The organism is Prevotella sp. P2-180 (assembly GCF_002251435.1).
In the GTDB taxonomy this organism is placed as follows: Bacteria; Bacteroidota; Bacteroidia; order Bacteroidales; family Bacteroidaceae; genus Prevotella.
In genome coordinates, this window is sequence record NZ_NPJI01000030.1 from 1 (window position 1) to 12,747 (window position 12,747).

12 protein-coding genes are annotated in these 12,747 nt (G+C 44.4%); 1 reads left to right on the forward strand and 11 read right to left on the reverse strand.

The window, feature by feature from the left end:
* Positions 1-17 precede the first annotated feature (17 nt).
* The 11 genes from CIK98_RS04975 to CIK98_RS05030 form a co-directional block, all read right to left on the reverse strand.
* Positions 18-419, reverse strand: a complete 402-nt coding sequence (locus CIK98_RS04975; RefSeq protein ID WP_094383180.1) for a DUF5675 family protein — start codon at positions 417-419, stop codon at positions 18-20.
* Between the two features lie 11 nt (positions 420-430).
* Positions 431-796, reverse strand: a complete 366-nt coding sequence (locus CIK98_RS04980) for a hypothetical protein (RefSeq protein WP_094383181.1) — start codon at positions 794-796, stop codon at positions 431-433.
* A gap of 241 nt (positions 797-1,037) precedes the next feature.
* Positions 1,038-1,523, reverse strand: a complete 486-nt coding sequence (locus CIK98_RS04985; RefSeq protein WP_094383182.1) for a hypothetical protein — start codon at positions 1,521-1,523, stop codon at positions 1,038-1,040.
* Positions 1,520-2,158: a hypothetical protein gene (locus CIK98_RS04990; RefSeq protein WP_094383183.1), complete on the reverse strand. Its 639-nt coding sequence runs from the start codon at positions 2,156-2,158 to the stop codon at positions 1,520-1,522. Before CIK98_RS04990 ends, CIK98_RS04985 begins: the two co-directional genes overlap by 4 nt.
* Before the next feature lie 123 nt (positions 2,159-2,281).
* A complete protein-coding gene (locus CIK98_RS04995) occupies positions 2,282-3,172 on the reverse strand; it encodes a Dam family site-specific DNA-(adenine-N6)-methyltransferase (protein ID WP_094383184.1) in 891 nt (296 codons plus the stop codon).
* Positions 3,169-4,293: a DNA adenine methylase gene (locus tag CIK98_RS05000; protein ID WP_216358956.1), complete on the reverse strand. Its 1,125-nt coding sequence runs from the start codon at positions 4,291-4,293 to the stop codon at positions 3,169-3,171. Before CIK98_RS05000 ends, CIK98_RS04995 begins: the two co-directional genes overlap by 4 nt.
* A 250-nt stretch (positions 4,294-4,543) precedes the next feature.
* On the reverse strand, positions 4,544-5,818 hold the full coding sequence (locus CIK98_RS05005; RefSeq protein WP_094383185.1) for a hypothetical protein: 1,275 nt from the start codon (positions 5,816-5,818) through the stop codon (positions 4,544-4,546).
* Complete coding sequence (locus CIK98_RS05010; protein ID WP_094383186.1) at positions 5,815-7,488, reverse strand: hypothetical protein; 1,674 nt, start codon at positions 7,486-7,488, stop codon at positions 5,815-5,817. The genes CIK98_RS05005 and CIK98_RS05010 overlap by 4 nt, the downstream gene beginning before the upstream one ends.
* 7 nt (positions 7,489-7,495) lie before the next feature.
* Positions 7,496-8,833: a DNA cytosine methyltransferase gene (locus tag CIK98_RS05015; RefSeq protein WP_094383187.1), complete on the reverse strand. Its 1,338-nt coding sequence runs from the start codon at positions 8,831-8,833 to the stop codon at positions 7,496-7,498.
* Between the two features lie 344 nt (positions 8,834-9,177).
* A complete protein-coding gene (locus tag CIK98_RS05025) occupies positions 9,178-10,023 on the reverse strand; it encodes an Rpn family recombination-promoting nuclease/putative transposase (RefSeq protein ID WP_094383189.1) in 846 nt (281 codons plus the stop codon).
* A gap of 443 nt (positions 10,024-10,466) precedes the next feature.
* On the reverse strand, positions 10,467-12,347 hold the full coding sequence (locus tag CIK98_RS05030; RefSeq protein WP_094383190.1) for a M13-type metalloendopeptidase: 1,881 nt from the start codon (positions 12,345-12,347) through the stop codon (positions 10,467-10,469).
* Positions 12,348-12,487: 140 nt separating this feature from the next.
* Between CIK98_RS05030 and CIK98_RS05035 the strand changes: the two genes are divergently transcribed.
* Entirely contained in the window at positions 12,488-12,649 is a 162-nt protein-coding gene (locus CIK98_RS05035) for a DUF2442 domain-containing protein (RefSeq protein ID WP_094383191.1), read from the forward strand.
* Positions 12,650-12,747 lie beyond the last annotated feature (98 nt).

The following is a 12,747-nucleotide window of genomic DNA, read 5'->3' on the forward strand; positions in this document are numbered from 1 at the left end:
CCATTTTTCTTTACATTTTAAATTATCGTTATGCTTACCTCCTTCTCATCCTCCATCATTCCCATCAACTTTCCAAGAGCATTCCTGCTCCACACGAGTCTGCCCTTAATAAGGTTGTCGCCCACCAAGATGCAGCCTTCCGTGTCCTTAGCACTGTTGCCCGAATGAATTCTTATGCCCTCAAAACCAGGTACACCAACAAGCAATGGTAGGTATTTCCTGAATCTCGGCGACTTAGTCACCACCACCCGGTAAGTGCCTTCCGGCACCGCCGATTTCTTCGGCACTTTCAGTTCGCCACCCTTGTAGTTGCGCCATGTCGGCTCCAGAGTGTCGCAGATTCTCTTCCCCTTCTCGTCCGTCAAACGCCCGATGGTATAATCAGCGCGCCTGGCAATTCTTTTCAGTGTCAGTTTCATGATATCCGCTCTTATTGTTCAATCCAGAATATAGACACCAACCAAAGATCATCGCCTATGGCTTTCACTGCCACCTCGCCGTTCGTCAGCTTCTCCATCATCTCCAACTTGTCATGATCGAGGAAGATATCGCTATCCACGAGCAGTGCACAACCCGACAGCGTGTTGTTGCGGTTCTTACACCATTTTGTGGTGTTTAACACCTCACCCTCCATCATGGTCTTCACCACCTTAGTGATGTCGTTCTCGCACGTCACCGCACCATTGCTGCGAGTCTTCACGTCCTGAGGCATTCTGTCAACGGTATAGCACTCATACTGGTCTTCCAATGTTTGCTGCTTTTGGGGAGCAGCCGAACCCATCTTCTTATTTCTCATGTCTGTAATATTTTAATAATGTAAAACAAATTGATAAATTCAAAAAAAAATAATTCACCGTGAACCATTATCGACTTTCGGCAGTCGGCGATTGCCTATTCGTCTGATTCACGATGCAAAGATAAGGAAAAAAAGAGGTAAGTACGGGCAAAAAAGAAGAGTGTCTTCCGACCGTTTTTCATTTCAAAAACAGTCGGAAGACACTCGTAATTAATTGTAAATCAACGATTTCTATTAACGATTACTTTTGTCGGAAGAAATTGGTTATCTCATCCATTTCTGCAGACAATTCCTTGGTTTGTTTGGCCAATGAAGTAATTTTCTTGCCTTTTATCAGGAAGCAAAAAGGCACGTTTCTCTCAATGTCTGCAAGTCGCAGCGACTTTCGCTCCAAGGGAGTTTCAAAAGTGAGTTGCAACACGGTTCTAAGCTGTTGTTGGGTGCCATGCCAGTTGACAGGTTTAAGATTCTTGGGAGCAACACCTTTTACTCCAAAGAGGAACAGGAAATGCTCAGCATTCGTATTGGCATCAATAAATTTCCTGTCAACAAGAAAAGAGTATATTTCCATTGCCCTTTCCTGCACGAGATATGGCGGCAGGTGAAGCGGTTGCTTTTCATCTACGTAAATGGTGTTGTTCTGCTCGATCACCACTTGCCCAATTGAGTCTGTACCCACTCTCGCCAGTATGTCGTTAAGAAATTGCCTTTTCTGTTCGTCGTTCATTTCTCAATCATTTTGTTGTTTTTCACCTTCCCCGTAAGTTTTCCCTTTTCTCCAAAATTGTTTTGTTCCAACACTACAGTGCCTATTGTAGGCTTTTGGATAAAAGACTCCATTCTCTCGTTAAGGCTTTCCATCAGGGAGTTGATATTTTTCAGATAATCTATAGCCAATGAATCGGGTGAAGAATTCTCAGCCGCAAACTTCTTAAGGCGGCTGTTTGTTTCATCAGAGACAGATATGTTGAGATTAGCCTTTAAAGTATTGAGCATATTGACAATGTTCACCCTTTGGGAAACGTTCTGTGTCTGCGTTGCGTTCATACACTCGTTGGCTATACGTTCAAACACCGCAGGGAGTTCTAGTAGTTTGCGAAGCGTTTCCACGATGCCGATCATTTCCTTATTTTGCTTGTATAGCTTGGCGAGTTCTTCCTGATATGAAACCAGTTCCCACAATCCTGGTGCATCCTTGCTGTGCCGCACCCTATCGCAACGTTGCAATAGGGCCCTTATTGTGGCGTCTGGCGTTTTTCCGCCGAAGGTGGCATACTTCATTGCCCTTTTGTATATGTCTTTTTGGTGCGCCTTGCCTCCAAGGTCTTGCAGCGCCATTATAACCGCTTCTTCTTGCGTCATACTTAATAATTTTTTTAGTGGTGATAGATGGTTGCAAAGGTACAAAAAAAATCCATCTCACCAAAAGTTGAAGATGGATTTTTCCAAGACATCCATCATAGTTGATGGATTTTAACATTTTTATCAATAATTTGTTACAAGAACCTCTCCACTGTCTTTCCTTGAGTTGTCCCAATAGCTTATGTAGTTACTGCTTATCGGGTGGATGTTGTACTTCTTCGCCCACTCGCCGAAAATGTCATTTTTCTTGCCTCGGTAGGTTATGGCATTAGACACAGCAAAGCGCACGCCCATTGCGTCGAGTCTGTCCATTTCCGTTATGAGGTTACACTCACATTCCTCATTCCACATCTTGTTGTATTCGCTTGAACTGATAAGATAAGGAGGGTCGAGATACACCAGGTCGTCCTTCCTGAATTCTATCTCCGCAAGGAAAGCCTTGAAGTCCTGGCTATGCCACTGCGGTTGTTTCCTTTCCGTTTGGGCGAAATAGTCGTTCAGGGCGTTATAGACATTCTCGTTGAAGTCAAGGTTTCCCACCGGCAGATTGAATTCACCCTTCTTGTTGAACCGGATCATGTGGTTGAATCCGTAAATAATCAACAGGTAAAGCAGCATTCCGTCTTTCCTGCCGCCACTGTTGAAGTCGGTTTTCATCCTGTTGTAGGCTTCTCGGTTCACATCCTTGCAGTCGCATGACTTGCCACGCTCTTGCGGTATGCCGAGAAAACTCGAAGTAAGTCCGTATTTCCGAATCAGCGAAAAGACTTCCCTGAAGAAGTCATCCTTCCTGTCGCAATATGAGCTTAACATACTATGAATCTGTATTACGATATGGTTTAAATCGTTGAGCAGAAAGCCGTCTGCATCAACATTCATAAACACTGAGCCTCCGCCCACGAATGGCTCTATGAGCCTGTCGATGTGACTTGGAAAATGTGTCTTGATCTGACACATCAGCTTGCGTTTGTCTCCCACATAAAACAGTGGAGACCGAACTATTCTATCCTTCATCTTTTTACTTCTGTTATAAATAAAACTTCTTTATGATTGTCAATATCCGTCTTTCCTGCATTATAAGCATTATAGTCTTTGGTAAACATCTTGGTAGAGCCACGCAGTTCCATTGTCTGTCGTATCTGCTCCAGAGTCATCTTGTTGTTTGAGGTCATGCTTTTTGCATTGTAGGTGTTGCTATACGACACCACTATATATCTTGCATCGATGGCAGTCACCAAGTCTCTGAACGCCGCCAAGGCATTTCTCGTGCAGTATTGGCTTTTGTTGCCAAGAGTCAATGGTTTTGCCGTGTCTTTGTACAAAAGAGGCTTGTCCCATTTCGCAAGATTTTCAAGCACATGGTATAGGCTGCAATACTGTCGGGAGTTGTATGGCGGGTCGAGATACACTATGTCGCTTTTCACCTTCCTTGCAAGCTCGTTGGCATCCTCCTTGTAAATGCTGACAGTTTGATAGCATTTGGCCATAACAGGGCGCATTTCAAAAGCCTTGTATTCTTTTGTGTTCTTACGATATGCCTCAAACTGCCCCGTGGTGTTGGCTATGCGGTCTGCACTGTATATCAGCGAAGCCAGCAGCACATGATACTCCTTCTCTGTCAGCCCCGGACGTCTTTTCTCTATTTCATCCCTTGCATATCCTATCAGCCTTGCTGCCTCCATGCCAAAATACTTGTTGCCGTAGTTGAGGGAGAAATAATTGTCGTCAATCGAAGCACCATCGATGGAGTTCATCTCCGAGATGAAATCATCGATCAGTCGCTCGTTCCATTCCCCGTTGGCAAGGAATGCCTGGTATATTACATTGTTGCAATACATTAAGTCGTTAACCATCACCTCATCATAGTTTTCCAATGCCTTTTGGCTTATTACTCCAGTGCCTGCGAACAAGTCGAGAAACGAGTGTGCATCGTGTGTCTCATTCCGGATTTTCCAAAAAATCCACTCAGCAATTTTTGCCTTGCATCCAACATACCTCCTGTTTTTCAAGTCAAACTTAGGCGTGTTTTTCATTGCGAAGTCGGGAAATAATTCTCCGACTGAATTTTTTGAGTGTCTTGGCGACGCATCCAGCACCCCAGACGTGTTGCATTTTTTATGCTTCTTTTTTTCCATATTTTTTTGGAGCACATTAGAGCTCTCCGAATGCAAAATTACAGAATAAAAACCGCACAAACAAGCATTTAAAGTACTAAAATACAGCAGTTTAACAAGGATTATTTTTAATGGATTTTTGGTTGTTTTTTTGTTGTTTTTTGTGTATTTATAGTGTTTTTCTATCTTCGTAGATAATGAAAAAAAATACCATCAGCTCCAATTAAGAGCGGATGGTATTATGAGGTTCAGCCTATATACCTAATTGGCATCAAAAGCTTTTCATCTGTTCTTTGATATCTGTGTCTTTAGACTCAATCATAGTTTCCCAGTGTTTTAACACACCCTGTTCATTGTTGTCCAGTTCCTTACTATTCAAACCTTTATTATAGTTTTTCTCAGAGCCAATCTCGCCAAACTTTTCTTTCACATAGTCGTATGGGGCTTTCGAGATTACATGCTTTTTGCATAAGGCGCGCATCAAAAGTCCTGCCTCTATACCTTTTTTCCCAAATATCATCTGATTTATCTGTTCAATCCACAGTTCACGATATTCTGAGTTGCCGTTAATAAGTTTAGAAAAGTCACGGTCACCTTTTTTCAGTCGAGGTCTTCCCCTTTTGCGCTTGACTTTTGCCACCGTTTTTTTCGTCCCCTTCCCTAATATTCCGAGAATAGCCATTCCCGAAAGGAATTTCATCAAAATGTCTCGTGGCAAGAATTTGTAGTATAGCTTCGAAGCAAAAAACTTCACGTTATTTCTTTCACTGTAGAAGTTTCCGGGGAACGCCTCCATCTCTCGTGTCAATCTCTTCTTGTCAAGTGACAGCAACTGTGTTTTGAATTTGCTTCCAGATGCCTGTTTTTTCATGTCCTTTTTCAGTTCACAAAAGGCATTATAATGGGCGCAACTATTGTGAATCGATTGACTTATAGACCTTTGTTCCTCTGCCATGGCTCGTACTTGAGGGTCAGGGTAGTTTTCCAACATTTTCTGGAGTCTTTCACGTTCCTTACCGAATTCGCAAGAGAATACGTAAACGGCACATTCTTTGAAGGTGTTGAAATAATATCTCATATTTTCTTCCGTTGCAACACCTTTTTCCAACAGTTCAAGCATTGTGGCAACAGAATCCTCTGCCTGTTTCATTTTCATTGGTGGGTCAAGTATTATGCCGGTGTATTCCCATTGTCTTAATAATTTTGTTTGCTCGTTTTCTGTCGAATCAGTGTCATCATAGTCTAATTCAACAATCAAAGATTTATAATCAGGATTGATTGCCTTTGGCTTTGCGAGCAATAATTTGTGTTCTGTGCCATTAAGAATGTCGAAGAGTTTTAAATCGTTTTTTTCACTTGCCCTTACATACCCTACAGTCTTGCCATCCATTATTGCCACAACAGCAGTTGAGTCCTTTGGGTTATCCGGTTCCGGCTTCAAAACAATGATTTTCTCCATTAAAGAGTTCAGAAAACCCTCGACTGTCATGTTTCCTTTGTAATGTATGCATCCCACGATACTAATAATCTTTGTTTTCTTTGTCATTTCTTGCTGTTGTCCTTTATTCTTACGTTTAATAATCCTTTCTTTTTACCTTTAATCTCCCTTACCCAAGGCATCATTTCTTCATTAATAACCTTTGGCATTCCATGCGAGCGTATTGAGAACACGAATTTTTGCCAAAGGGAATCTACAAAGTTTGATTCGTCATAGAAGATCCATGTCGTGGTGTCGCAAGGCATGCCTACTGAAAGTATATACCTTGCCGGCGATTCAGAATCCCTGGTACCTGTTCCGCAGAATGCAAAATAGTTTATTAGCGGTTTCAATACTCCTATGTTTGAATTGCCATTCTCGTCGGTGCAGAATGGATTTTCGGGATTATCAGCATTGCAAACATCTTCCTTTCCTCCATTCAGTCTTATGGCCCAGTATCTGCACACTATTCTGTCCAACGGGGCAATAGGCTTATTCAAGGACTTCATAACCCTTAGGATTTTATCCCTGCCGGTTTGGTTGATTATTGTCGGCGGAGCTCCACGGCGCGATTTTATTGATATTCCTATATGGTTTATGAAAACGTCTGCCTTGTCAAATGACGAAGCCTTGCCGGCATTGATGTTCTTGCAAATGTAAACTATTATCTTTGGACTCTGTTTCATCCAGTCAAGGTTGACCTTCGGTACACCATACTCACCATCTTTACTGCCTACAGAATACACCACCTCACTCTTCTCGCCTATTGGTACAGGAAGTTTTTTCTCCCTGCAATCAATAAGGAAGAGTTTTACAAGATACTCATCAAGTTCGCCTTGATTGACTTTCACTTCCTCTATTTCCTCACTGCAAATGGTCTCAAATTGTGTCTTGAAACCTTTTTCGTATGTTGAAGCATCAAACTTCTTTATGCGGACATGCAGGGCTCCCTTATTTCTTCCGTCAAGGTTGTGTGTCCACAATCGTATGTCGGCATTTTCCGGAAGCGTCAGTTTGTCGTCCGAAGGCATACCCTTTTTGTCTCGCATCGAGAAACAAAGATACTTCCAAACTGAATTGAAATAGTTGGAGTTGTCATACAAGTTCCATGTGTTTTCGTCCCAAGGGTCAACGTAGTCGATAATGTTATCTATTTTCTCAACCACGAACCCGCTCTCCCCTGCCTTGTCAAAGTCAAGGGTGTTAAAAGCCATAAATGTAAGCACCTTGCTAAGGTATTCCTTATAATCGAGGAAGGGATTAAGGGAAGAATAGGAATAACAGTCCTCGTTAAACAAGCCAAGTGTTCGGCATGTCCAATAGTCGTTCACCATTGTGTCCAAAGGTTCTATCGATTCGCCAATATGGTTGCAGACTGCTTCATATTTTCTCCTGTGGCTATGGTTGACAAGCGCCCTGTCTGTGTAGTTTAGGCATCTTATGCTGCAATTTTTCCCGTTAAGCGTAATGTCTATCTTGCTTACTATTTTTGAGTTGTCAACACATTTTCTTCTCTCATAGCCTATTGACTCTGCCATTTCTTTTGCGGCGTTGGTGTCACATTCAGACAAGTCAACGTCCATCAAAGAAGCGTTTGAAGCAAGTTCCTTTCCGCGATATTTTACAGAGTAGATGCCGAGCCCCTTGCCTGTCTTTTTATACTCATCACGCAACTGCACCATGCGTAAAACCACAAAGTACAGTTCGTTTTTCAATTTGTAGTCTCTGTGTTTTCCCATTTTGCTCTTATAATTCTTTGTGGACTTTCAATACGTTGAGTAATCGTTCTGCCGTAGCCTGAATAGCAGGCACGGCAACACTGTTGCCGAATTGCTTGTATGCAGATGCGTCTGCGACAACTATCTTGAACGTGTCGGGATAACCTTGCAGCCTTGCCCATTCCCTGGGTGTCATCTTGCGTATGCCATCAGTGTTTACCGTTCCCTTGATGTTAGTGGTTGGAGTAAGATCCGTTTGCCGCTTGTCTATCACAAGGTTTCTCTCACGTCCCATACCGCCGACAACTATTGCATTGGCTATTCCATCGTCGGCAATTATCTCATACCCGAAGCCGTTTCCCTTGGCAGCATGTCTGGCTTTGTGGTTTACGAGGGTCTGGACGTATGTCGTTGACAGATAGTATTTCGCAGGCACAGGTTGTTCCTCCCTCACGTCAATCCACTTCCTCGTCACCTCGTGCTGCTCAGGGTACGAAAACTCTTCCTTGCCAATACCAAGGTCTTTACGGAAGCCTACGATGTATATTCTCTCCCTATGCTGCGGGACACCGAAATACATAGCATTGACAATCTGCGGATCGGGCACCGTGTAGCCCACCTCGTCGAGTGTGTTGAGAATGGTCCTCAGAGTCTTGCCCTTGTCGTGAATGGCAAGTCCCTTCACATTTTCCAAGAAGAAAGCCTTGGGTTGATATCTTCGTAGTATCTCTGCAACATCAAAAAACAGAGTTCCACGAGTCTCCTCAAAACCGAGCCTTCGCCCTGCAAGGGAGAATGCCTGACATGGGAACCCTGCGCAAAGTATGTCAAAGCCCTTCGGGATGTTGCGTTTGGTCTCTTCTTTGGTGATGTCGCCAAATGGAATGTCGCCATAGTTAGCATAATAAGTCCGTCTTGCCTGTTCGTCCCATTCGGAAGAAAACATGCACATTCCTCCAAGGTTCTGAAAAGCCATGCGGAAGCCGCCGATGCCGGCAAAGAGGTCGATGAAGGTGAACTCCGGATTTGCGGGAGCTTGGAACGGCGCTTCGTACAAGTCAGCGAAAAGGTATTGTTGGCGCGCAGTCAGAGGCTCTGAGGCTATGCCCTCGTTGTCTTTGACTTCCTGTTGATTGCCTTCTATGAATCCATACCAAAGATTTAGCAACCCTTCTGCCCTGTCGGCATAGGGTACTGTAACGCCCGACCGTTTCAGCTGCAAATAGTGTGTGACGTATGCAGCCTGGTCAATGAACGGTATGATGTTTCCTTCCTCGTCCAGCGACTCATTTCCATAGACCTCTAACCGGTCTGCCCTTTTCTTGCAGAAGTCGAAGAGTGAGAAGGTTTTTGTTTTTATTGTCATTGGAGTAATTTTTTTGGGGTTTTTATGCAAAGCGATGGTGCTATTGCCAAGCTCACCAGGGCAATTCTGCCCAGATGTAGCTTTCATCTTGCAAAGTTACTCTTTTTCCTTAAAACCACCAAATTTTCCGCCGATTATTTTATTTGCCATCGTCCGAAATGTCGGAAGGACAAAAAAAATCCCGCAGGGCTGATTGCCTTGCGGGACGAGAAAAAAGGGTCATAGGGACAGGTACATAGGTTCACTCTTTCGGGTCGATGAGCCTGTCCCTATGATTCAATTTGCTTTTGCCCAATTTGCCCAACGACCCTTACAACACTTCATAATATAAGATTATTTGATATTTACAAATCACGAATATCCTCCTCGCTGAGTCCCGTCGCCTTCTGTATGTCGGCAATACCCAGACCCATGGATTTCAGATTTAGGGCAATGTTCAATGCCTTTGCCTGCTCTCCTTCTGCACGACCCTGCCTCACGCCACTGCTGTAAAGCGTGTTTTCAGTGCGGATTATGTCCCAGAACTTGTCGTAGCCAAGAAGCTGTTCGGGAGTGTAGGCTGACTCCTCGACAACCGCCATCGCCTTGTTTATCTCAGGAATGTCGAGCAATTCCTGCGGCACGGTCTCCATATAGCCGTCTATCTCGGTGAGGTAGCGCAGCCAAAGGACTTGCATGCGCTTCTCGCCCATGGTGTGAGGAGTGAACTTGGGCAGCTCCACAAACACAAGGTGGAGTCCGTCTATCACCTTTTCGGTATGCTTCTCGTGCACCATGCGGTAGTAGTGATAGTATTCGGGAACGTCCTTCAAGAAGACATCGTTGACGAGATTAAGCGAATACACTGGCTCCAGAAGACTGTAGTCCTCCTTCTTGTCGAGCTGGCGCACGTATGCCTTGGCGGAGTTGAACATCACCCTCTGCATGAACTCCGGCGACCACACCATCTGCATCTCCACGATGAACTGCCTTCCCCGGTTGTCCTTGCATCTCACATCGACGATGCTGAACTTGCGCAGAGGGTTGTCCGGCACCATTTCGGGTGTCAGATACTCCACGCTCTGTATCTCCTCCTCCTTGGTTTGGAAGGGGAGAAGTGCGTTGAGCAGGCTGATTACGAGGTCAGGATGCTCGCCAAACACCCTTTTGAAGGTGAGGTCTGCCTTTGGGTCGAGATAACGTTTTGCCATGATGATCCTTATTTTTTTTTGCAAAGATACATCCTTTTTCTGAAACCACAAAATTTCCGCCGATTATTTTATTTGCCATCGCCCGAAATGTCGGAAGAGCGGGACAGGGGACAGTGACCTGTCCCCTGTACTGCATTAATATTCCGTGTGCAAAATTACAATGAAAAACACATTCCACCAAAAGAAAATCCACTTATTCCATGTTTTTTATGCTTATTTTTCTGACTTATTCCGTTTTTTCAAGCGCAAAAATGCCCACTTATTCCAAAAACGGGTCATGCGGGACAGGAGCGGGACAGGGGAAAACTAAACTTTAGCCAATCAGCTTGTAGCCTAGTCCCCTTACGTTGATTATTCTGACGCGAGGGTCGCGGGAGAGTTTGCGGTGCAGCTTGTGATGAACACATGCGGGACAGTGACCTGTCCCCTGTACTGCCTAGGAACTACCATATACGTGCCCTCGTCTCAGGTGTGAGGTAGAGGATGTTGCCAAACTTCACGTCGAAGAGCTCATACCAACGGTCAATATTCATCACGATACCGTTTATGCGCTCACGAGGGAGTGAATGTTCATCGTTTTCCTTTAGCCAGATTGCGTATGCCGGTGTGTATTTGGCACGCCACTGCTCGGCATAGGCCTGAAACAGCTTACGATCCTGCTTCGTCATTTCCTCTCTGCTGTAGCCCTCGCGCTCGAGTTTTTCCATATACGCCTGCCTGCCAACCAAGAGTCCGCCAAGGTCAGCGGTGTTCTCGCCAAGGGTCTTGGTGCCGTCGGCATACACGTTGGGCAGAGCGTCGGGCATTATCTCGAGCAGGTTGAAACAATCGACCAGTTTCTGCTGCCTTGTGTTAAACTCCATCTTGTCAGCCACGGTCCACCAGTTGCGGTTGTTGCCCATGGCGTCATATTTCGAACCTTCTACATCAAGGGCATGAGTTATCTCGTGACCCAATGTAGAGGAAAATGTAGAATAGTTGAACGCGTCGGAGTAGTCTTTGCTGTAATAGGGTTCCATCAGGTATATTGGCAGTATGGTTATATTGTTGTCAATCGGTTCGTAGGACGCATTGTCAATCATGAGGCTCAGGTCTCCGTATAAAAGCCACATGTTAAATGAGTTATCATCCTCTTCTATTTGCTTGCCTATCAATGATTTCAAACCGTCGAACCAGGCAATTCTTATCTGCATCATATCCTCCACGAGCGACGAGCCTGTGAGTTGTGGCAGTGCCGCATCAACCCATTTGTCGGGAAAGCCGATGTTGAGAATCATCTTGTCGAGTTTCTCCTTCGCCTGTGCCTTTGTAGGCTCGCTCATCCAGTCGAGCGCATCCACTCGCCTCTTCAGCACGTCGATAAACTGTTTGCATATCTCTGTCATCTCAGCCTTTGCCGACTGCAGATCGAGACTGGCTATATAGTCGTGCGACAGGATATAAGCCATCGGAACATCATAAAAATTCTGCATGGCATCATCCATCGTGCCACGAATCCCATACAGCGACTTGTTTTCTTCAAAGTCCTTGTTCGATGCAAAGCAGATGTCTCTCATTATGCATTCGTGTATCCTTTCCTTGATTTCCTGCGGCGACAGTTTCTGCACCTGTTTGTACCAATCCAACACTTCCTCGTCTATCGTAGCATCCGACTCCGGTATGCCGAGCTCGCTGAATATGCAGTCGAGCATAGCGTAGCCAGTAGATCGTGTCTTCATCTTGGCAAGCGGCACGAAGTCGTCGAGACGCTCGGGGTGAGTGCTTAGATAGCGTAGCGAATAAGGGTTCGCCAGCTTTCCCGTTTCGTCATCCGAGTCGTCGCTCTTGCCAAGACAAGCCTTCATCACCCTTGACCTTGGGATGAGAGTGAACTTGAAAAACGGTTGGTAGCCCATCTTCAGGGCTTTTCCTATAGCCCGCCATGCGTCTTCATTAGTCTCAATGCCTTCGGTTATCTGCAGCGCCTTGCCGATGGCAGCGAGTGCCGCATCGGTGGAGTTGTCGATATTTCGGATGTCGTCTTTTATTCTATTCAGGGCAGGAGAATTCATCTTTTTCTTATAATTCTCAATATATTCTTCAGTCTCACAAGCACAGAATCCCCAATAATCATTTCCGTTAAGGTCGTAGTTTTTCCACCAGGTGCCGTTGCAGTACATGAAGAAGTCGTCGCCTGGCGAAACAGTTGTGTCCATGTTTGCGTCGTATGGCCAAGGTTTGGTGTCGATTGCCGATTCCGGCACATTGTCGTCAGAACACGAAGTGGAGATGAATGCGAATAACATTGCCATGCCCAAAGTCAAAAGTATTTTTTTTGTTGTCATAATCAGAATCTTTAAATTTCATGCAAAGTTAGTTTATTTTTTGTTATTACCAAAAAATTTGCAGCAAATTATGTTGAATTGTGTTTAAATAAAGAATAATAGAAAAAATAGAACCATTAAAATAAGAAAGGAGATTTATTATGCTTAAAGTTAAAGATGTTGATTATCTGAATAATTATCGCCTTGCACTTTTATTTAGCGACGGTGTGAGAAAGGAAGTAGATCTGGAACCTTACCTTAATGGTGAAGTGTTTGGACCACTCCGCGACATAAACCTGTTTGTTCAATACGGATTAACCTAGGCTGTCCCCTGTCCCTATCAATGGCAAATTGGGCAAAAGCAAATTGGGCAAATTGCTTTTTTATGTTTCAAGGAGGTTTCAAATTATAAGTATAATAT